The sequence below is a fragment of the Ensifer sp. Root558 genome, from assembly GCF_001427045.1.
Lineage (GTDB): Bacteria > Pseudomonadota > Alphaproteobacteria > Rhizobiales > Rhizobiaceae > Ensifer > Ensifer adhaerens.
Genome location: NZ_LMGC01000015.1, coordinates 52509 through 73581 on the forward strand (window position 1 = coordinate 52509; position 21073 = coordinate 73581).

The window sequence follows — 21073 nt, forward strand, 5'->3', positions numbered from 1 at the left end:
TCATGTTTCGCCCTTCATGGACATCGGTGCGCTACCATTTCTGGGTGTTTTCGGGAAAAACCGTGCGGCTGCGCATCCACGAGACCGCGGGAAACACGCCGGTTCCGGCGGCAACCGACATCATCATAACCGTCACGGCCGACAAGCAGTACGTGACGATCCTCGAGGACAACCATGTCGGCCCCAGTCTCCAAAATCAACGCGGTTACCGGCGACTGAACGGCCGGGCGATGCCTCTCCGCCTTGCCAGGAGGTTTGATGCTGGATGGGGCCAGCGCCCGCATCTCCGGAAGGCCGACCGCTGACGGCGACTTCCGCTTTACCGTAACAGCAACGGATGCGAGCGGTGCCACAGGGCAGGCGAACTATACGCTCTCCGTCCTTTCCACCAATTTCGTCTTCAGCCCATCTGCCGGTGCGCTGCAGGACGCCATGGTCGGCGAAGACTATTCATCGCGCATTTCGGTAACCGGAGGCGTCGGCGAGCTCGTTTACAGCGTTAAGAGCGGCGACTTGCCGAAGGGCATGGTCCTAAACATATCCACCGGAGAACCGACAGGGCCAATCGCCGACGATGCGACGCCCGATGATTACCGCTTCACGATTGCCGTCGTCGACAGCCGCGGCGCAAGTGGATCGGCGGCCTATACGCTGAGACTGAAGGGGCGAGCGGTGACCGTACCCGACATCGTCGTCGACGTTCCCGCCGGGTCGACACCGAAGAATGTCTACCTCAACAGTGGCGCAACTGGTGGTCCATTCGTCAGCGCCGCGATTGCTTCCGTTGCACCGCCCAACGCGGGTAAGGCGGAGATCATCGAAGGTGAACTCGCGGCGGCGGGCAGCTTCACGCCGGTCGGCTATTACCTCAGGTTCACGCCCAATCCGTCCTATTCTGGCTCTGCCGTCATCGGTTACACTCTCCAGAGCGCGCTCGGCACTTCGAATGTCGGCCGCGTTACCTACAGGGTTGCCCTGGACCGAGTGGCGGCGGGCGAGGAAATCGACGGGCTTGTGCGTGATTTCGTCCGCACACGGCAGAACTTGTTGTCATCGACAGTCAAGGTTCCAGGCCTGCTCGACCGACGCAAGGCTGCGGTGAGCACCGATCCGGTAACAACGGCCGTCACGCCGTCCGAAAGAGGCGCAAGGCTCGGCTTCTCATCCAGCCTCGCCCAGAGCCAGGCGGCACGCGATGCCGCCGATGCGGCCGCAGCCGGCGAAACCTTCGTGATGACCAATCGCCCCTTCGACATCTGGATGAACGGCAGCTTCCTGTTCCATAAAGACGAAGACGACAAAAGCGACAAATGGGACAACTTCGGGCTGTTTTCCGTCGGCGCCGATTATCTCGTCAATGACGGCATGCTCGTCGGCCTGTCGTTCCACTACGACTACATGACGGGTCCGACCGACGAGGACGCCGAACTGAAGGGCAATGGCTGGGTGGCCGGACCCTATGCCTCGTTCGAAATCGGCAAGGGAGTCTTTCTCGATGCCAACTTGCTCTATGGCGGCTCATCGAACGACATCGATACCGGCATCTTCCATGGCAGCTTCGACACGAGCCGCTGGATGGCGGATGTGAAGCTCACGGGCGAATGGCAAATGGACGAAATGACCGTGCTTACGCCGAAGCTCCGCGCGGTCTATTTCACCGAGGAGACAGAGGACTATTCCGTCTCCAATTCCCTTGGCGAAACAATCGATCTCAAGGGCTTCATAGAGGAACAAGCCCGCTTCAGCGTCGGGTTCGATGTCGAGAGAACGCTGGGGCTCGAAAACGGACTAACGCTATCACCCTCGATCGGCGCGGATATCGGCTTTGCCTCGCTTGATGGCGAAGGCCTGTTCGGGAGGATCTCCGCCGGGCTCGCTCTCTCCAACAACGACAACTGGAATATCGACTTTCTCACTGCTGTTTAACGTCGAGGGCGATGGTTCGCGCTCGGGCGGCGGGAAGATTGGCGCGCGCGTGAGCTTTTGACCGAACGATCACACGCCAGACGTCTTCGCCAAAGAAATGACGGCCCCTCTCAGCGCTCACATACGTTTTCCAAGCGGCCTAACCTAGGCCGAAGGAGATATTGAGGATGCGCTGCGGAGCATAGACATGTTAGGCACTTAGGGAAGGACAGCCGCATCTTGCAGCATTCGCACCGGTGCGCCTCACTGCTATCAACGGGGTGCGCCTGAAGCGGGACGCTAGTAAGCCAGCTGAGCACGTAAGCTTGGGACGATCCAGTCGAGGAAGCACCGCACCTTCAGCGGCAGGGGATCGGCTGGTCCATGGATAACGTTCACAGGTAGCGGTTCCGGTGCAAAGTCCGTCAGCAATTCGTGCAGAGCGCCGGAGCGCAACTGATCGGAGATCTGGTAAGACAGCACGCGGATAATGCCGATACCGGCTATTGCAGCCTGAATGGCAGCCTCCGTCGTATTGACCGCGAATTTGGGGCGCGGCTCGATGGCAAAGGCCGCGCCGTCCCGGCGGTAGCGCCATTCCGGCGCGGTCGCAAAGCCCTGAAAGCTTATGCCGTCATGGTGGCTGAGGTCTTCCGGCTGAAGCGGAACGCCTCGGCGGGCAAGATAGTCGGGGCTCGCGCAGATCACCCGTCGGACGGCGCCGACGCGCGTTGCGATAAGCGCGCTGTCCGCCAAGTGTCCGATCCGCAGGGCCACATCGACGTGCTCGTCTGCCAGACTTAGCTGACGATCGGCGAGGGTCAGACGCAGGTTGATATCGGGTTGCTCCTTCAGGAACTCCAGAGCTATTGGCAGCAGATGGCGCTCGCCGAAGGCAATCGGTGCGGTCACGTGCAGCCCTCCACGCAGCGCGCCATCATCGCCGCTGGCCTGCCGCTCCGCCGCGTCCAGCTCCTCCAGAATACGACGTGACGCGGCGACGAAGCTGCGCCCCTCATCCGTCAAGGAGAGGCCGCGGCGGGTGCGCACGACCAGGCGCACGCCAAGGTGTTTCTCAAGATCCGCGACCCTGCGGCTGACCGTGGCGAGCGGTGCATGCAATCGCCGCGATCCAGCCGAGAGGCTGCCAGCGTCCACCACCGCCAGCAGCACCGACATCGCTTCAAACCGATCCATCGTATCCTTCCGGAAACTGAGAGGAAAGTTCCAGAAATGGCAGGATACCCTATTGCTTTCGGATATCCTAGCTTTTGCGTCGATCCAGCGGACGCCGGCCGGCTCCCCGTATTGCCAATGATCAGGAGAAAGACGTCATGCCTCAACTTTCACGTCGTGCCTTTGCAAGCGCTCTTCCTCTCGGCCTCCTCGGGGGAGGACTGATCAGTGGCGCACCGGCCCCTGCCGCCGCGCAGAATACCCCCAACACGCCGGTCAGCATTACGCCGCTGGCGCAGATCCGCATCGGTCGCTTCACGGTGACGGCGCTGACAGACGGGTTCGCCGATATGCCCTTCGACTATTTTCCCGGACGCGCGCCGGCCCAGGTGGAGGAGGCGGCAGTCGCTCAGTTCACCGCCCGGCCGAGCGGGGTGCGGTTCCTCTTCAACCAGTATCTCATCGATGATGGCGAGCGCCGCATCCTGATCGATGCCGGTGCAGCGGGCTCGATCGGTCAGACCGGCAAACTGCCGCAGGCGCTTGGTGCGCTTGGCCTGCAGCTTGACCAGATCGACGCGGTGATCGTAACGCATATGCATCAGGACCACATGGGCGGTCTGATCGCCGGAGGCAAGAACAACTACGCAAAGGCGGAGCTCTACATCGATCGTCGCGACGTTACCCATTGGACCGACCCGGCCAAGCGCAGCGGCGCGCCCGACTATCTGCAAACCAGCTTTAAGATGGCGGAGGAGGTGGTGCGCCTCTACCCGAAACTCCAGGCGATTGACGGAGAACGCGAAATTGTGCGCGGCGTCTCAATTGTCGACCTGACCGGCCATACACCCGGCCATATCGGCGTGCGGGTCGAAGATGACGGAAAGAGCCTCATCATGGTCTCGGACATGATCTTTCCGGTCGTGCATCCGGGGGCGACCGACGTGTTCTTCCTGTTCGAGCAGGACCGGGCAGCGGCCAAGGCAATGCGCGACCGCTTTTTCCCTCGCGCCGCTTCGGAGGGCGCACTCATCGCCGCCACGCACATGCCCTTCCCAGGGCTCGGCCGTGTCGTCGCCGACCGTGGCCAGATGCGCTGGGAGGTGGCCGACTGGGCCTTACAGGATTGAAGTTAGCTACGGCGGTCTAGAAAGTCGGTCATTTCTACGGCATCAATATTCCGGCGCAAGGCGCGGTCGAACCGATGGTTGCCGGATGGGTTCCCGTCTTTTCCGGAACGCCATGCGATGCGCCATTTCGCTTGCAGGAACAAATCGCATTTAGGAACCACGCGGGGTCGCCTGATGTCTTTGGCTGCGCGCGAGCCCGGCAAAGCGACGCTTCACCTCTTCGAATAGGGCTGGAGGCAACGGGCCGTGGTAGCCGCTATCGGTGTCGAGCGGCCGGACGTCCGGGTCTGGCGGGGCAAAGCGGTTACTTCCCGTCAAAACAATCCAGGAGCGCTCGTCATCCAGCCCTAGCGAGCTTTGTCGCCGGCGGGATCTCGACGGCATCGGCCGGGCGGAGGGTGGCGAATGCGTGATCGGGAGTGGGGCGGGTGCTGTTGATTGCACCGGTCTCCTCGGTGATCGAAGTCGCCGCAAAGCTTCACTGCCTGATCGTTACGCATGACCCGGACCTCAAACTCGAGGAAGCCCCCTGGCCAGAGCTGCGAACCCTGTTGAAGGACCTCATCCGGATCGACGGGTGCGCGAGACGATCAGTACCGTCACGAACGACTGACGACGCGGTCGGAACCCAGCCCGCAGTTTCACTCTGAGGGGGAGATCTAGCAACATGGACCTCGGCAAATCAACGGGCGTGCGAGACGTTTTGAACCTGGCGACGCAATACAAAGCCGCCGCCGTCAAGCTGGGTGAGAACCCATCCGGTCCTAACCATCTTCCGCAAAGGCTGCTGGCTCTTCATGCCGTCGAGCTTTATCTCGATGCTCTTCTTCAGGCGAGAGGCCTCGATGACGAGCCGATCCACAACTTCCAACATGACCTTGGCGAGCCGGCCCGAAGAGCGGGGGCCGCAAGACTTGTCTTGCGCAAGCGCACGCTGGCGCACCTGGCAACGCTCTCCTCAGCTCAAGAGTATCTCATTGTCCGATATGCTCGTGAGCTGACGTCCACGCTCTCGCAGGTGAACCGGGTTATGACGACGCTTGAGGAGGTTTCGCGGAAGGTCCCAAAGATGGTGAAGGCGACCAAGCCCCATAAGTGAACTTGATCGCTGGCGGCCAAAGGGATGGCGGGTTTTCCGAGTTGGACCCGCATTCGAAGGCATGTCAAACAGTGCTGCCCGAGATTTGCATTCAGCGTTGACTGGATCTTATCAAAAAATGACTCGCAACAAAATTCCCAAATTGGAAACTTTGTGCTTGTTTCCAAATTGGGAATTCGTTAAATAGGGACCCAAGTGAACGTTATCGCTAAATCTGCGCTGGTCAGCTTTTGGAATAGCTTGCCGAAAGGCGTCCCCCGAGAGGCCGCGCGAGCCGCAATGACGGAATGGTATACTACCGCATCGAAGGCGAGCTGGAGTAATTTTAGCGGGTTAAAGAAGACATTTAACTCAGCTGATCTGGTGGCCGGCAACAAGGTTATCTTCGACGTCGGCGGCAACAAGTACCGCATTGTGGGGCTGGTCGCATTTCGGTCCAAGCGGATTTTCGTCCTGTTTGTCGGGACGCACGCCCAGTACGATGCGATCGACGTCAAGAACTCTGACGTGAAAGGAAAGACATGTTGGATTTGAAAGGGTTTCGGACGCTTCAGAGTGAGGCCGAGTACAACGCCGCACTGAAGGAAGTTCGGCCATATTTCGAAGACGAACCCGAAGAAGGCTCTGAGGAAGCTGCGCACTTTGACGCGCTCGTCCTTCTGATCGAACAGTACGAGGGCAAGCACTATCCAATCCCGACGGCGAGCCCCGTCGAGGTGGTCAAGTCGGTGATGGCTGCGAACAACTACACGCGCGCCGATCTCGTGGCGGTCATTGGGTCGAAAGCGCGGGCGGCCGATCTTCTGAACGGAAAACGGGAAATTAATCTGGATCAGATTAGAAAGCTCAGCAAAGAATGGAACATCCCGGCTGGTTCACTGATCGGCGAAGTGGCGGCCTAAGGGATTCCGGCTAAGCTCGCCCCATTACCCCGTTCGACCAGGCGAGCAACGTCGTTGATGCGCTCGATTACGACCCGAATCGTTCAACCCCGGACGATCGAATACGTTCTTTCAGGGTCGAGTCGGGCCGGGCCCACCATACCACCATACTGAGCGCTAAACGACCAACACTCAGTCATCAAAAGAGCGGCGAGACCCGGGGAAGCTGGCAGGTGCCAGTCGATACAATATGCGATCATTCGAGCGCATACATGAACACTGCGCCATTTCCGCCCGATGAGGCTTTCGCAATTCGCGAGTCATAAGCACCGATTGAGCTGCGGTTACGAAACGGTACGGGTGCGACCGAAGGCACGTAGCAACAGGTTCACGGAAACCGCGACCTTGTCGATATCAGGAATGTCCTGGGAATAGCGGCCGGTATAGAGCTTGACGATCATCTTGTCGCGTTCCTTGCCGTTGAGGTCGTAGTAAAGGTGAAGATAGAAGCGCCGCTTGTCGCCGGTACGCGATATGTCGCCGCGCCGCTGCGTCACTTGCCTCAGATCAGCCTGCAGCGGCTCGAAACCGTCGAGCCTGAGGGTCACCTGCGCAGACTCGAAGCGCACCTCCGGCGGAACCGCGACCACCGCCTTGTCGAGCGAGAGGCTGACCACGCGCCCCGGCGTCCCGTCGACATTGGCGGGCTCATCGAGCTTGAAAGCCTGGAAAAGTCGACGCGGCTTTTCGAAACAGATCAGCGACGCGATGACGAGGACGACGATGTTGATCCCCGACCAGACGGCTCCGATCGCCGAGAACGACCCTTGGACCTGCGCCGTTTCCGGCACGAGGTTGATCAGAAGTCCGAGCGCCGTGACGGCGATGAATGCGGCAATCCAGGTAAACGTGTAGGCGTCAAAGCTGTTCGCCTCGTTGCCGGTGCCTTTCGGGGTTACCTTGAACGGCTTGCCGAAGGGCCGCACGAGGCTGGAGAGAACCGTCGGCAGCATGCGGAACGTCGCGAAGGTCCCGACCGCGCTGGAGACCACGGGCAGATAACGTGTCGGCGTTATCCAGAGCATCAGGAGGAAATAGGCCGCGAGCACCGGAAGCTGATTTGAAACATAGTCGGCAACGCCCGTGAAGTGCAGCGGCAAGGCGCCGAACCAGAGATAGGCGATCGGCACGATCAACACGATCAGGCGCACCACGTACTGAACCAGCCAGGACATGGGGAGAAACATGATCCGCTGGAACAACGACAGGCCCGGTCCACGCAACGGACCGTTGTGGAGATAGAGCGTCTGGATGCCGCCCTGGCACCATCGTTCCCGCTGAACAAAATAGCCCGTCAGGTTCTCGGCTGCCAATCCCATCGACAGCCGTTCGTTGAGGTAGCGGGTCTTGTATCCCTTGTTCAGCATCGACAGCGTCGTCAACAGGTCTTCGGTGATCGACTCCGTCGGGAAGCCTCCGATCGCATCGACGGCCTTGCGGCGGGCGATCGAGCACGAACCGCAGCAGAAGCTGACGTCCCAGACGTCGCGGCTGGGCGCGATCTCGTCGAAGAACAGGCGCTGCTCGTCCGGCCAGATGTTCTCCAGGCCCAGGTTCGATTGCACCGGATCGACGTTGAAGAAGTGCTGCGGGGTCTGGACAATCCCGATCCCCTCGTCCGAAAAGAACGGCAAGGTGCGCTTGAGAAAATGGCGATAGGGAACAAAGTCTGCGTCGAAGATGGCGATGAAATCGCCCGAACTTGCGCGCAGCCCATTGTTCATGTTCCCGGCTTTCGCGTGCGCATTGTCCGTCCGGGTCAGGTGGACCGCGCCCCGCTCTGCGCAGAAGGTCTTCAGCCAATCACGCCGGCCGTCGTCGAGGACATAAACCTTGAACTTGTCCTTCGGATAGTCGAGCGCCAAAGCCCCGACAATCGTGCGCTCCAGAACATCGAGCGGCTCGTTGTAGGTTGGAATGAAAACATCGACTGTCGGCAGATCCTGCGCCTCGCGCGCGAAGAACGTCTTTCCCAAACGGTCCGCCTCGCGACTGCGGTCGACGTATCGGCTCATCAGGATGAGGAAAAGAACGACCTCCGTGAAGGCAAGGAGCTCGATGACAAAGACGATCCAAACCCACCAGACGTTCGCGCCATCAGCGGGATAGGGAAGGACGGTTTCGAAGAGGCGCCAGACCATGTAGCGCAATGCGACCGCCCCAACGACCGCGCAAGTGATGGTGCGCGCCCAGCTTTGATGCCGCGACCAGTTCGATGGCCCAAGCAGGAAGAAGGCGATCACCAGCAATGTGGGCGCGAGCGCTAGAAGAGGTTGAACCACAGCCCTTTGATCCACTGTGTCAATTGCAGATTGTGCCGAGAGATGCGGACCTGGGCGGACCGCCCCACCTGGCAAAAATTGCCGAAATCGGTGTTGAGAGCCGAGGGGAGGAGTTGAACGCGGATTCTCGCGTCGCGCTCCTTGGCCTCCGGCTCCTTGGCGGCGAGATTGTCTTTCTCGACGACGGCGGATGAGCCTTTTACGGCCTGCACCTCTCCCTTGAAGACTTCGCTCCGGCCCAGAAGCCGCACTTCCGCTTCGCGGCCCGGATAGATCTCGTCGTAATCGACTTCAGGAACGAGAATATCGACGAACAGTTCGCGGCAATCGAGGATGCGCAACAGCTCGTTGTTGAGGATGACATTGGAGCCGTTGACGACGTTGCGGGTCCACACCACCCCGCTGAACGGCGACGCTATTTCTGCCTGTTCGAGACTGCGAACGCGCTTCTCCTCTTCCTCCAGCTGCCGTTCAATCTGGTCGGCGCGCGTGCTGTTTTCGACAATGCGGGTGTTGATGTCGTTTATGCGAACGATCACCTCGTCCTGACGCTGGCGCGAATAGGGCACGTCGTTTTGACCATCGCCGACGATGAATATCCCCTCACGCAGGGCCATCAGCCGTTGTTCGAGAAGATCGAGCGACAAATTGCTGATCTCGACCTCGCCGCCCGTGGCCGCGCCGGCGGCGGCTGCCGCCTCGACCATCTTGCGCGTGAATATCCCCTTAGATTCCAGTTCCTGCCGTCTATCTAGGTCTACCCTTGCAACGACGTCCTGGGCACGCGACACCTCCACCCGCTTCTGCATTATGCGAAGTTCGCGCTCCAGACTGGCAATGGTGGCGTTCTTGAATTGCTCCAGCCGATGGGCGAGTTGGTTGCGCAAGGCGACGAGTTCGTCCCGTTCACGCTCCAGCGCCGTGACGCGATCGGCGGCCGTTTTTCCTTCCGCTTGCAGGGAAGCAAGGATCGCCCGATTAACCCGTTCGTTGCGGATAGTCAGAAGCGTCTCGTTTTCGGCGACCGGCGTGCCGATGCGTGGCGGCGCTTGTCCGATTTCCCCGTCAATTGGTGCGTTGATGACGGCAAAGCGGGCATTCACGGTGCCGTCGAGGCTGGTAAAGCCGGTCAGTCCAGGCAGGAGCACGACGACAGCAAGCGTCAGAAGCAGGATGCCGACGGTGATGCGCGTGATGCGATGGTTCAGGAGCATGCCAACCGTTCCCACTCACTACGTTGCCGAGCACGACAAACGCCAGAGCGCAGTCCCGGCTCTATCCATGGCTCCGGCTGCGTAAAGAAGATTGTGCGCAAACGCGCCTCGGGCAACCCTCAGAAGTTGGTGCTTTTTCGATTGGTTAAGCTTTTACGAACAACTCGGCTAGGTATTTCAGCCTCCCAACAGAGTGGTCGAACTCATGTTTTGACGAGTGAACCGGAAAGGCGCGCTTCGTGTTGCGCCATAGATTGTCTGAGACGGGCCTTACCATATGCACGTTCTCGGGCGCGTTGCATTCCGTGATTGAGCAGACTGCGCCCCCACGGGATGCGGCAGATAGAACTCAGCTTTGCCGACATCCTTCGCGAGCGTGGCTTTCAAAAAAGTCCGAAGATGGATCGTAAGGCGACTTCTCGATTGCGAACTATCAATCCCTCGATTTGAAGGGATACGAAAATACGAACCGGCGATAACTGGATAGGAATATAACATTGCCGACGTCGACGGCTCAGACCTGCTTCCCTCACAGCGCCAAAGTTTGTACGGAAATTCGTCCAGACCCGAGCTTGATCGATCGGTTGCCCTCAGAGGTTCTCTGCTGGGAGGGAACTCGATGGTTAAGGCCGTCGGCTCCGGTCCTGCCGGGCCCACCATATCCCTCATTTATGTTCTAAGGCCTCCGGCAGTGTCGTGGGCCAAGAGGATCACATCCCAGGTCTCTCTTGGCACGACAGCTCGGAAAACTCGTCAGGAGCAGGAACGCTTGGTCATAAGTCCCCATTCAGCACGACGGGCCGTCCGTGCGGCGTGCGCAAATATGCGCGCTCCCAGGCATCTCGCCGCTGGATTAGTTCATTGCCGGAAATCGCGCGAGCTTGATCGAGGAGGCTTTCGAGCGCGGACAACACGGCACGATAGTAGGTCTCGGTGTCATCCAACTGTCCGGCGAGATGTGCCTCGCGCAACTTCACTCCCAGGGTTTCAAACCAATGCGCTCCTGATATGACGCCCGAAGCAACCAACAAACTTGCCATCGCGGAAGCCTGAGCATGCCACGGCTCGGCGAAACCCGGTTCGCTGTCCCTTTGCGTCAGGTGGGCCGTCCTGGGGTCAGATCCGCTCAAGATAGCTCTCCCAGAGATCGAGGAAAACTTGATCGCGGCTATCGTGGGCTTCCGGCCACAACTCGGACGCGGCAAAGCCAACCGTGTAAAGGTGCTCGCCTCTGGGCGTTCCGGCGGCTGATGCATCCGGCAGTACGTGGGCGCCGTGATGCGCAATCACGCTTCCATGCCTTCCCCGGGCATAGGACGGCAATCGCGTATGTCCGGGATGTCCCATGGATTTGCCGCGCACAGCATCGCCCGCGACGAACAACGGCGGCGCCTGGGAACCAAGCGCGTAGCTGCGCGCGGACTGGACGTAGGCGCGCGCCTCGTCTGCGGTTTCAGGCGGATAGCCAGGCTGGCGTACAAATGCCGACCGGCCAGCATCGAGTTCCTCCAATGTAAGATAGCCGGCATCAATCATCTGGGCTGCGATCGTCACCACCCATTGATCGAAGTATGGCCGCGCCGAGGACCGCCCTCGCCTCGCAGGCATCACGGAACACTTTCCACTTGTCGACGCTCTTTCCGGATTTGATTTCGGCCGTCCGCATCTGCCCTCTCACAAGGGCAAGCGAAATCAACCGCCGCCCGAAGGGCGTCGTCACATTTCCACTCTGCATTTTCCTTCACCTCTTCGAAGGCAAAAGAATTCCGCTCACCAAAACGATGCCAAAGACTCTTGAGATCCCATCAGGGGTGAGTAGCGGCCTGCGCAGTGGCAGAGTGAGGTCGCTAGAAGACTCTCTGGAGGCCAATCATGCCGATCACAGCAGATCAAACTCGAGCACAGACCGCTACCCGCGTCGATCTTGGCGCAATTTTCGTCTCGTTGGAAATGAGCAAATCGACATGGCTCGTGACGGCTCTATTGCCTGGAAGCGAAAAGATGTCTCGCCATTCGGTGACCGGAGGCGATATCGCCGGTTTGTTTTCATGTTTCGCCGTCCTTCGCCAAATGGCAAAGCGGCGCAAGAACCGGCTTTATCCGATGGTGATCATCCAGGAGGCCGGGCTTGATGGCTTCTGGTTGGGGCGAGTGCTCAGCAAAGAAGCCTGGATTGAGAGCCACATTGTAGAGGCCGCGTCCATTGCCATGCCCCGCCGCCATCGCCGGGCAAAGACAGATCGTATTGACGGCGAAAACGCTGATCCGCGCCCTGATGGCATGGAAACGTGGCGAGCCGCGTGCCTGCTCGATGGTCAAACTCCTCACACCCGAGGAGGACGATAACCGTCGGATCGGACGGGAGCGGAAAACCCTGATTGCGGAACGTGTCTTCCACGTCAATCGCATAAAGGGGCTCTTCACGCAAGGAATACGAGGGTACGAGCCGGTAAATCGAGACCGTCGCCAGCGTAGATGGCCGTCCGCTGTCAAAACACCTGAAGGCAGAGATTTGCAGAGAGCTTGATCGCCTCGAATTGCTGCTAGCACAAATCAAGGATGTAGAAGCAGAGCGAGATGCCTTAATCGCCCACGAGACGCCGGAAACGCCGGCAGGAGCGACCGCTCATTTGGGCATCAGAGGAATTGGTCCAGAGTTCGCTACGATACTCTACACGGAAGGCCTGTTCCGACACTTAGCGGGAAATCCGCGATTGCGAGCGACAATGGTCGAGCTCGCCTGGCTATGGCTGCGGCATCAATCAAAGTCGGCGCTAACGATATGGTTCAAAGAGCGCATCACACGCAACAGCGGCCGCCTTAAAACGCCGATGATTGTAGCAATGGCTCGCAAGTTGCTGGTTGCTCTGTGGAAGTACGTGAGTTCCGGTGTCGTAATAGAGGGCGCGATCATGAAAAGCGCCTGAACGCAAACGCAGACACTATCGTCAGCACACTCATCCTCAGGGCCTGATCAGTCCTGACGGATCCAGGTGGACGGACCGGGAATCCTTTTGGCTCTCAAACGCCGATCTTGAGTTTGGTCCCGTTCTCCTGAGCCCGTGCCCGTCGAAAACGGGATAGTGGTGCAGCCGCTACGGACGGCGACCGAATGTGAGGTTGTACAGGCCCGCGAACGGGCCGGTAAGACTATGGGCTCAGACCGTGGGACCGCCAAAACGGAGAAATTCGATGCCACTCGAATGACCAATTGACAAAGATCCTGATGTGAACCGATTCGAACCTGCCAAGCCGGTTTGCCTCATGATTAGGCCGATCGACGGTGACTAGGAAAGAAACCGACGGCAACCTCCTGACCGTCCCAGAATAGGAAACGGCAGCCTGTCCACGGCCGCCGTTTCGTGAGAAAATGGAGAAAACTGGAAGGACGCGCTCAACGGGTAAGCCGGGTCGGGCCCAGTCACGTTTCTGCCTGTCGAATAGATGGCCGCGGATCATGGAACTTCTCGTCGCCCTTGGCCTTATCGCCCTCAAGATCGCATTGCTCATCGCAATGCTTCTACTCTTGCCTTTGCCGCTGACCTGGCTGGAGCGAAAGATTGCCGGCCACATGCAGCAGCGCATGGGTCCGATGCGCGTGGGGTGGCACGGCCTGCTGCAGCCAGTGGCTGACGGTATCAAGCTCCTGACGAAAGAGGATCATATCCCTGCAGAGGCAGATCGCTTCCTATTCAAGCTGGCGCCGATCCTGGCGCTCGCTCCGCCCTTTGTGGTGTTTGTCGCGATCCCCTTCGGCGAGACCGTCTCAGTGCTCAATGCAGAGATCACGCTCTACGTTTCCAATCTGAATGTGGCATTGCTCTTCGTCTTCGCGGTGATCGGTCTGGAGGTCTATGGCGTCATCTTCGGCGGCTGGGCCGCCAACAGCAAATACGCCGTTCTCGGCAGTCTGAGGACCTGCGCACAGATGATCAGCTACGAAATCCCCATGGGTTTCGCAGTCATCGGCGTCGTGATGCTCGCACAGTCGATGAGCCTCGTGGACATCGTGCGCGCCCAGAGCGATCTCTGGAACATCGTCTATCAACCGATCGGGTTCTTCGTCTTCTTCGTTGCGGGATTGGCCGAAGCGCAGCGCATTCCCTTCGACCTGGCCGAAGCGGAAGGGGATCTCGGCGCCGGGTTCCATACCGAGTACAGCGGTATTCGTTTCGCGCTCTTCATGGTCAGCGAATACGTCATCGTGCTCCTGGTATCGGTCCTCTCCGTCATCCTGTTTTTCGGCGGCTGGAACGGTATTCTCATTCCGCTGCCGCCGCTTCTCTGGTTTGCGCTCAAAGTGGCATTCTTCATTTATGTGTTTATGTGGTTCCGTTTCACTTTGCCCCGCTATCGCTATGACCAACTGATGGCGATCGGATGGAAAGTCTTGCTTCCTCTGTCAATGGCGAACATAATTATCACTGGTATTGCTTTCACTTAGGAGCCAGGGCGGCTTGTCCACGCGCCTTCTAGGTTCGGTGTCGATCTGACGAAGATGCGTGCAGCAATCGAAGGGACTACAGCGACCCTCCCGCGTTGGAATAGACGCACGCCGCTGTAGAACGGCGCGACCATGTCACGCGTAGTCGACAGAGCTGGAACATGGATCGGCTGGGCGCTTTTTGCCGACCTGGCGAGCGCCTTTACGCTGACCTTTGGCTATATGTTCTCCAAGCCGGTGACCATGCAGTATCCGGACAAGGAGAAGTGGCTCCCCTATTCGCGCTATCGCGGCCATCACTTCCTCAAACGCGACGAAGAGGGCGAGATCAAGTGTGTCGCGTGCGAGCTTTGCGCTCGCATCTGCCCCTGCGACTGCATCGAAGTCGTTCCCTACGAGGACGAAAACGGCAACCGACACCCAGCAAAATTCGAGATCGACACGGCCAGGTGCCTTTTCTGCGGCCTCTGTGAGGACGCCTGCCCTGCGGACGCCATCGCACTTGGCCAGCAGTATGAATTCTCGAGTTTTTCGTCGCGTGACCTGGTGATCGGACGCGACGATCTGCTCGAAAAACCTGGAAAGGCGATGGCCGGCGGTGGTGTCGTCGCCGCACGCCTGAATACGGATGAGGACGTGCTGGTCGAAACGAGCGAACCGCATGGATACAACTGGTGGCGCAATATCCGGCGAACGTGAGGAGCAGCAAACCGGGGCGCGCAGATAGGAGGCTCAGATGCTTGTCGGTGAAATCGTGAAGGATAAGGGTGCTGGAGTGATCGCAGTCGCTCCCGACCAGGCGATGGTGGAGATCCTGCGGCTCTTTCGTGACAACAATATCGGCTTCGTGGTCGTCAGCCACGCGCCCGGAAGGTACATGGGCACGGTCTCGGAACGGGATTGCTGCAATGCGCTTGCGGAATATGGGCCTGAGGCAGCGCTGATGCCGGTCGCCGAGATCATGAACCGCAACGTGGCGATCTGTTCGGCTGTCGATGGGCTGCCCCTGGTGATGTCGATCATGACCCAGAGACGGACACGTCATGTGCTGGTCATTGAGGAGGAGGCCATTGTCGGCGTCGTCAGCATCGGCGACGTGGTCAAGCACCGGCTCGACGAGGCGCAGCGCACCGAGCGACACCTGTACGAATACATTGCCGGGGCCGGCTACCACTGAGAGTGGCTTTGCGCCCAGAGGTCGGGACACGGGCCTTGCAGGCGCCTCGGGCGCAAATCCTCATGCTCCTCGCCAGACCCGGTTCGTGCCCTCGATTGCGTGCGCTGTTGCTGCCTTGTGAACCTTAACCGGACACGGGTATTCACCGCGCCTCATCAAGCTGTTGAGGCGAAGAGACCGATAGTTTTCGGGAACAAAGACAAGACCCTTGGGAAACGGCTTTTCGACCTTGAGCTGCGCTACCAGTTCACCGCGGGTTGAACGAACGACCACCTGGTCGCCGTCCGAAAGGCCAAGCTTAGCCGCATCCTCAGCGCTCATCGCGACATAAGGATCGTTGGCGACCGTGTTCAGGATCTCCGAACGCTCGGTCAGATAGCCATTGTGGAATAGACAGTTGCCGGTGACGAGCAGGAGCCCGTCGTGCGGTTGCGAAACGGTCGGCGGTGCATGGAAGGCTTCCGCCGGTGGCGTCGGGCCTTCTTTCGTGAAGGCACCGTCGGCACCAAGTCCGGTCCAGGTGAGCGCCTGATAGGCCGGTATCAGCCGGGCGATCTCATCGAAAACCGCGACATGCGTCGAAGGCTGCAATATTTGGCCGCGCTCAGCTGCGACAAAATCGAAGATAGCGAGATTACCCCGCGCCTCAAAGACTGGTTCCCGGAACTTGGCGACCTGCTGGATGCGACCCTCGTTGTTGGTAAAGCTGCCGGGCTCTTCACCGTAGCCCGCCGCTGGCAAGACAACCTCGGCCAGTGCGGCCGTCTCGTTAAGGAAACTGTCCTGCACGATCAAGAGATCAGCGGCGCCAAGTGCCCGCGCCACGAACTCCCTGTCCGGATAAGAGACCAGGGGGTCAGTTCCGACAAGGTAGAGCGCCCCCATTTGCCCAGCCACGCAGAGATCCAGCATCGCGTCGAGGTCACCACCCGGCCCATGGGGGATTTCGGCGCCCCAGTTCCGGGCAAGAGCGGCGCGCGCCGTCTCGTCGACAACCGGCTGCAGCCCCGGCAAGCCGCCCGCCAGGGCCCCCATATCAAAGGCGCCCAGCTGGTTGGCGCGGTCGAAGAGGAACTGCAATGCTGGGGTCTTGCCGAGGAGGCGAAGCAGTTGCAAGAGATTGGTGAGTTGCTGCAACGCTCCCCGCGCGTCTGACGATCTCAGGAGGTCGACACTGACAAGCACGGTGACAGTGCTGCCTTCGTTGAGTGCTGCGGCCAGACGATCCGGTCCATCGCCGCCATTGCCAGCCACCGGGCCGCCGACTGCCACGCCGATCTCTGCAACAGCGTCACCTGACAGTTTGTCACCGACGGCCGCAGCAAGTCCGGCAACCACGGCTGCAAGGCTCGCGACCTCTCCGCCAGGCGATACACGAACCACAGCCTTAGCATCGGCGTCGAGGCGGGACGGTCGCGTCGAGAGCATGAGTAATCCAGTCCCGCGCCGCCTGGCGGCATCCCGCAGCAGATACTCGGTGACCGGGTTTTCCTCGGTCACGTTGCCGCCGATAACAAGCACGTGATCGACGCCGATCACGTCCGTCAAAGGTGCACGACTGTAGCCTGCCATCAGCGGGGCAAGCGCGTCGAAGGGTGTGGACCAGCGCGACGAGCTGTCGATGTTGTTGGTCGCAAAGACCGTGCGCATGAGCTTTTGGAACTGATAGAGAACCTCATTGGGCAGGCGCGGCGAGACAAGTCCGCCGGAAGCCTTGCTTTCGACCGCTGCTAGCCGCCGGCGCAGATAGTCTCCTGCTTCGTCCCAGGAGACCGGCACAAGAGTGCCGTCGCGGCGGATCATCGGTCGTTTGATCCGATCATGCCCTTCGATGAAGTCAAGGCCGAAACGGCCGCGTGCGCAGAGCGTTTCGCGGTTGACGCCGTGTTCCTCCTTGGACCGGACACGCATGAATTCGCCCTTGCGCGCGCCGACGGTCAACTGACATCCCGTGCCGCAATGCGGACAGATCGTGTCGACCTCGGCGAGATCCCAGGGCCGAGCCTTATAGCGATAGGGAAAGCTCATCAGCGCGCCGACCGGACAGACTTCGATGCAGTTGCCACACTGGTCGCAACTGGCAAGACTGCCCTCAAAGCCGGTGACGGCCGTATCCATGCCTTTCTCGACGGTGCCAAGGGCGACCGCGCCGACGACCTCCTCGCACATGCGCACGCAGCGCTGGCACTGGATACAACGGTTGACGTTCATGATGACGACCGGGCTCAGGCGAATGTCGCGAGAATGGAAGACGCGCTTGGGATCATGAAAGCGGCTTCTCCCCGGGCCATAGGCCATCACCATGTCCTGGAGCTCACACTCGCCGCCCTTGTCGCAGATCGGGCAGTCGAGCGGGTGGTTGGCAAGCAGCATGTCCAGCATGGACGAACGTGTTTCATCAATCAGTGGCGTATCCGTTCGCACGACCATGCCTTCAGTGACGGCTGTGGCGCAGGACGGCTGTAGCCGCCGCAGCCCCTCGATCTCGATGAGACACATGCGGCAGGAGGCAAGCGGCGGCAGGCGCTTTAAGTAGCAGAAGGTCGGAATTTCGATGCCCAAGCGCTGGGCGGCCTGCAACACCGTCGAGCCGGCCTCGACCTCCAGTGTTTGCCCATTGATCGTAACGCTCACCATGACCTACTCGCCCGCGCTAGGCGCTCCTTAGTGGAACGGACACTTCCGCTCCTCGATATGGGCGACAAACTCCTCGCGGAAATGCGCAAGCGAGGCCCGCAACCCCATCGCAGCACCGTCACCCAAAGCACAAAACGTATTGCCGAAAATGCCTTTGCAGAGCATGTCCAGCTGCTCCATGTCGCCGGGGGCGCCCTCGCCCGCCTCGATCCGGCGCAGCACTTTCACAACCCAGTTCAACCCCTCGCGGCAGGGTGTGCACTTGCCGCAGGACTCGTGGTGAAAGAACTCGATGATGCGGGTGGCGACCTTGACCATGCAGGTCGTGTCGTCGACGACGATCACGCCTGCCGAACCCAGCATCGTGCCGGCAGCAGCAAGCGAGTCAAAGTCCATTCCGACGTCTAGCCCCTTCTCCGGGATCGCCGGTGCGGAAACACCACCTGGTATTACCGCCTTGATCTTGCGACCAGCCGGCGGCCCGCCGGCATGGTCCTCGACCAGTTCTCGAAGCGGGATCCCCATCGGCAGTTCGTAAAGCCCGGGCATGCGCACCTGCCCGCTGACGCAGTAGAGCTTCGGGCCGGGGCTCTTTTCGGGTCCGATACCGCGGAACCAGTCAGGGCCCCGCGCCACGATATGCGGTACGCACACCAGCGTCTCGACATTGTTGATGACGGTCGGGCTAGCATAGAGCCCCGCAACGGCCGGGAATGGCGGCTTCAGGCGCGGCTGCGCCCTCTTACCCTCGAGCGAGTCGAGCATCGCGGTCTCTTCGCCACAGATATAGGCACCAGCACCGCAATGGACGTGGACGACGAAGTTGAAGTCCGAGCCCAGTATCCGCATTCCGAGATAGCCTTTGGCTTTGGCCTCGGCGATCGCCTGTTCCAGCCGCCTGATCGCCAGCACATACTCGCCGCGAACATAGACATAGGCGACCTCGGCCCCGATCGCATAGGCGCTGATCGCCATGCCCTCGACCAGCTGGTGCGGGTCGCGCTCCATGACGATCCGGTCCTTGAAGGTGCCAGGCTCCCCTTCGTCGGCGTTACAGCAGAGATATTTCGGCTTGTCGGCCCGCTTGGGGACGAAACTCCACTTCATGCCGGTCGGAAACCCTGCTCCGCCACGGCCACGCAGGTTCGACAGCTTGATGAGATCGATGATCTCGTCGGGCGTATGTTCCTTGAGGGCTTTGTGAAGCGCTCGGTAGCCGCCGCCGGCCTCATAGGTCGAAAGAAGATGTCCGTCCTGCACGTTCACATTCTTTAAAAGAACCGGTTCGTACATGGTTATTCCCCCGGCGGTTCGACGGCCGCGAGATCGGCGCCGGCCGCGTGCGGCACCATGGCGCGCAGCCGGGCAAGCAGCGCGTCGATCCGCTCGATGTCGAGATTGCCGTGATAGTCGTCGCCGACCTGCATGACCGGAGCCATTTCACAGGCGCCGAGGCATTCGACAGTCGAGAGCGTGAACAGCCCATCGGGCGTCGTGCCGCCCTTCTTGATCCCCAGCACGTCCTCCAGATGCGTCAGCAGATCCTCGGATCGCCGCAGCATGCAGGAGACATTGTCGCAGAGCTGCAGGTGGAACTTGCCCACCGGCTCGGTATGGAAGAGCGTGTAGAAGGTTGCGAGCTCGTAGACCCAGATCCGCTCGACGCCGAGGATTTCGGCGACCTCTTCCAGCACCGGGCCGGGCAGATGGCCATGTTCGCGCTGTGCGATCAAAAGTGCCGGCATGATCGCCGAGCGCTGGTCGGGATACCGCGCCGCCGCCTGTTCGATCTTCTCGCGCATCGCCATCACGTCCAAATCTCCGCTACTTGTCGACCTCCGCCATCACAGGATCGAGGCTGCCGAGCACGGCGATCATGTCCGCCAGATAGCGGGCGTTGGTGACGCCGAAAACGCCTTGAAGGTTGACGAACGAGGGTGCCCTGACCTTCATGCGGAACGGTTTCGGCGACCCGTCGCTGATGATGTAGAACCCAAGCTCCCCCTTGGGCGCTTCGATTGCCGAATAGACCTCGCCCTTCGGCACGCTGAAGCCATAGGCCGACAGGTCGAAATGCTGGATCAGGGCCTCCATCGAGCAATGCACCCGCTCCTTGTCGACGGGGAAGGCAATCGTCGGCATGTCGACCTGGAACGGCCCCTCGGGCATCTGCTCGATGCATTGTTCGATGATCCGCATGCTTTCACGCATCTCATCGACCCGGCAGCGCCAGCGCGCATAACAATCGCCTTCATTGCGCGTGATGACATTGAAATCGAGCCGGTCGTAGATCTCGTAGGGCTCGTCACGACGGATGTCCCAGTCGACGCCGGAAGCACGCAGGTTCGGACCGCTGAGGCCGAGATCGATGGCGTCTTCGGCGGTGATGACGCCGATCCCTTGAGTGCGTTTGAGGAACACCCTGTTGTCTTCGAGCAGCCGCTCATAGTCGCGGATGCGGTTTGGGAAGATGTCGCAGAACTCCCTGATCTTTGGGAAGAACCCATCAGGCAGGTCCTCGCGAACGCCACCGACCCGGCAGAAGGAGGTGTGCATGCGCGCACCGGTGACCATTTCGAGGAGATCCATGATCATTTCGCGCTCGCGCATGACGTAAAGCAGTGCGGTCATGGCACCGAGATCCATCGGCAGCGCGCCGGTGATCAAAAGATGACCGGAGATGCGCGCGAGCTCCGCCATCATCACGCGGATATATTGCGCCCGGATCGGGGCCTCGATGTCCAAAAGCTTCTCCACCGCGAGCGCGAAGGCCAGGTTGTTCGAGGGCGGGCAGAGGTAGTCGAGCCTGTCGGTCAGCGGGAAGATCTGCGTATAGGTAAAGCTTTCTGCCAGTTTTTCCGTGCCGCGATGCAGGTAGCCGATATGGGGGTCCACCCGCTTGACATACTCGCCGTCCAGTTCGAGCACGAGCCGGAGGACCCCATGGGTGCTGGGGTGTTGGGGTCCGAGATTGAGAAGCACTTCCTTGCTGTTGAGCGCTTCTCCTTCCGGCCTCGTGAGCTCGGTGACTTCGGTCATCTCAACTTTTCCGGTATCGATCGGTCTCC

The 21073-nt window shown here is 60.1% G+C and carries 18 protein-coding genes and 2 pseudogenes; 10 read left to right on the top strand and 10 right to left on the bottom strand.

Annotated features, from left to right (window positions below; genetic code table 11):
• The first annotated feature begins 2 nt into the window (after positions 1 to 2).
• Together ASD63_RS36195 and ASD63_RS17980 are read left to right on the top strand one after the other, a co-directional pair.
• Positions 3 to 305, top strand: coding sequence for a hypothetical protein (locus ASD63_RS36195; protein ID WP_060529616.1), 303 nt, complete (start codon positions 3 to 5; stop codon positions 303 to 305).
• Positions 259 to 1926, top strand: coding sequence for an autotransporter domain-containing protein (locus ASD63_RS17980; protein ID WP_060529617.1), 1668 nt, complete (start codon positions 259 to 261; stop codon positions 1924 to 1926). Before ASD63_RS36195 ends, ASD63_RS17980 begins: the two co-directional genes overlap by 47 nt.
• Positions 1927 to 2205: 279 nt before the next feature.
• Here the strand turns inward: ASD63_RS17980 and ASD63_RS17985 are convergent, their stop codons facing one another.
• Positions 2206 to 3102 carry a LysR family transcriptional regulator gene (locus ASD63_RS17985; RefSeq protein ID WP_034800664.1) on the bottom strand — a complete coding sequence of 299 codons (897 nt, stop codon included), beginning with the start codon at positions 3100 to 3102 and terminating at the stop codon, positions 2206 to 2208.
• A gap of 137 nt (positions 3103 to 3239) precedes the next feature.
• Between ASD63_RS17985 and ASD63_RS17990 the strand changes: the two genes are divergently transcribed.
• The 4 genes from ASD63_RS17990 (at position 3240) to ASD63_RS18005 (ending at position 6212) form a co-directional block, all read left to right on the top strand.
• Positions 3240 to 4211 carry an MBL fold metallo-hydrolase gene (locus ASD63_RS17990; RefSeq protein WP_060529618.1) on the top strand — a complete coding sequence of 324 codons (972 nt, stop codon included), beginning with the start codon at positions 3240 to 3242 and terminating at the stop codon, positions 4209 to 4211.
• A gap of 667 nt (positions 4212 to 4878) precedes the next feature.
• Positions 4879 to 5310, top strand: a complete 432-nt coding sequence (locus tag ASD63_RS17995; protein WP_060529619.1) for a hypothetical protein — start codon at positions 4879 to 4881, stop codon at positions 5308 to 5310.
• Positions 5311 to 5505: 195 nt separating this feature from the next.
• Positions 5506 to 5844, top strand: coding sequence for a type II toxin-antitoxin system HigB family toxin (locus tag ASD63_RS18000; RefSeq protein WP_060529620.1), 339 nt, complete (start codon positions 5506 to 5508; stop codon positions 5842 to 5844).
• Positions 5832 to 6212: a transcriptional regulator gene (locus ASD63_RS18005; protein WP_029742565.1), complete on the top strand. Its 381-nt coding sequence runs from the start codon at positions 5832 to 5834 to the stop codon at positions 6210 to 6212. The genes ASD63_RS18000 and ASD63_RS18005 overlap by 13 nt, the downstream gene beginning before the upstream one ends.
• Positions 6213 to 6535: 323 nt before the next feature.
• Here the strand turns inward: ASD63_RS18005 and ASD63_RS18010 are convergent, their stop codons facing one another.
• From ASD63_RS18010 to ASD63_RS36200, 5 genes and pseudogenes are all read right to left on the bottom strand, one after another.
• Entirely contained in the window at positions 6536 to 8533 is a 1998-nt protein-coding gene (locus tag ASD63_RS18010) for a glycosyltransferase (protein ID WP_060529621.1), read from the bottom strand.
• Positions 8515 to 9747: an HlyD family efflux transporter periplasmic adaptor subunit gene (locus ASD63_RS18015; protein ID WP_060529622.1), complete on the bottom strand. Its 1233-nt coding sequence runs from the start codon at positions 9745 to 9747 to the stop codon at positions 8515 to 8517. The genes ASD63_RS18010 and ASD63_RS18015 overlap by 19 nt, the downstream gene beginning before the upstream one ends.
• A gap of 773 nt (positions 9748 to 10520) precedes the next feature.
• Positions 10521 to 10877 carry a nitrile hydratase accessory protein gene (locus tag ASD63_RS18020; protein WP_060529623.1) on the bottom strand — a complete coding sequence of 119 codons (357 nt, stop codon included), beginning with the start codon at positions 10875 to 10877 and terminating at the stop codon, positions 10521 to 10523.
• The gene (locus tag ASD63_RS18025) at positions 10864 to 11355 is read right to left on the bottom strand and encodes an SH3-like domain-containing protein (RefSeq protein ID WP_082572917.1); all 492 of its coding nucleotides are present in this window, start codon (positions 11353 to 11355) and stop codon (positions 10864 to 10866) included. The genes ASD63_RS18020 and ASD63_RS18025 overlap by 14 nt, the downstream gene beginning before the upstream one ends.
• Positions 11327 to 11482, bottom strand: a pseudogene (locus ASD63_RS36200) (replication initiation protein RepC); the annotation flags it as partial. The pseudogene ASD63_RS36200 and the gene ASD63_RS18025, both read right to left, overlap by 29 nt.
• 137 nt (positions 11483 to 11619) lie before the next feature.
• Between ASD63_RS36200 and ASD63_RS34330 the strand changes: the two are divergent.
• The 4 genes and pseudogenes from ASD63_RS34330 to ASD63_RS18050 all read left to right on the top strand — a co-directional run bounded on the left by ASD63_RS34330 (position 11620) and on the right by ASD63_RS18050 (position 15368).
• Positions 11620 to 12674: pseudogene (locus tag ASD63_RS34330) on the top strand (IS110 family transposase).
• Positions 12675 to 13204: 530 nt separating this feature from the next.
• Complete coding sequence (gene nuoH / locus ASD63_RS18040; protein WP_034796768.1) at positions 13205 to 14191, top strand: NADH-quinone oxidoreductase subunit NuoH; 987 nt, start codon at positions 13205 to 13207, stop codon at positions 14189 to 14191.
• Between the two features lie 132 nt (positions 14192 to 14323).
• Entirely contained in the window at positions 14324 to 14890 is a 567-nt protein-coding gene (locus tag ASD63_RS18045) for an NADH-quinone oxidoreductase subunit I (RefSeq protein WP_034796769.1), read from the top strand.
• Between the two features lie 37 nt (positions 14891 to 14927).
• Entirely contained in the window at positions 14928 to 15368 is a 441-nt protein-coding gene (locus ASD63_RS18050; RefSeq protein ID WP_034796770.1) for a CBS domain-containing protein, read from the top strand.
• A 60-nt stretch (positions 15369 to 15428) separates the two neighbouring features.
• Here the strand turns inward: ASD63_RS18050 and nuoG are convergent, their stop codons facing one another.
• From nuoG to nuoD, 4 genes are read right to left on the bottom strand one after another with little or no spacing between them, the layout of a single operon-like run.
• On the bottom strand, positions 15429 to 18005 hold the full coding sequence (nuoG, locus tag ASD63_RS18055; RefSeq protein ID WP_060529627.1) for an NADH-quinone oxidoreductase subunit NuoG: 2577 nt from the start codon (positions 18003 to 18005) through the stop codon (positions 15429 to 15431).
• 27 nt (positions 18006 to 18032) lie between these two features.
• Positions 18033 to 19298, bottom strand: a complete 1266-nt coding sequence (gene nuoF / locus ASD63_RS18060; RefSeq protein WP_060529628.1) for an NADH-quinone oxidoreductase subunit NuoF — start codon at positions 19296 to 19298, stop codon at positions 18033 to 18035.
• Between the two features lie 2 nt (positions 19299 to 19300).
• Positions 19301 to 19813, bottom strand: a complete 513-nt coding sequence (gene nuoE, locus ASD63_RS18065; protein ID WP_060529629.1) for an NADH-quinone oxidoreductase subunit NuoE — start codon at positions 19811 to 19813, stop codon at positions 19301 to 19303.
• Positions 19814 to 19829: 16 nt separating this feature from the next.
• Positions 19830 to 21044 carry an NADH dehydrogenase (quinone) subunit D gene (gene nuoD / locus ASD63_RS18070; RefSeq protein WP_060529630.1) on the bottom strand — a complete coding sequence of 405 codons (1215 nt, stop codon included), beginning with the start codon at positions 21042 to 21044 and terminating at the stop codon, positions 19830 to 19832.
• Positions 21045 to 21073: the final 29 nt, after the last annotated feature.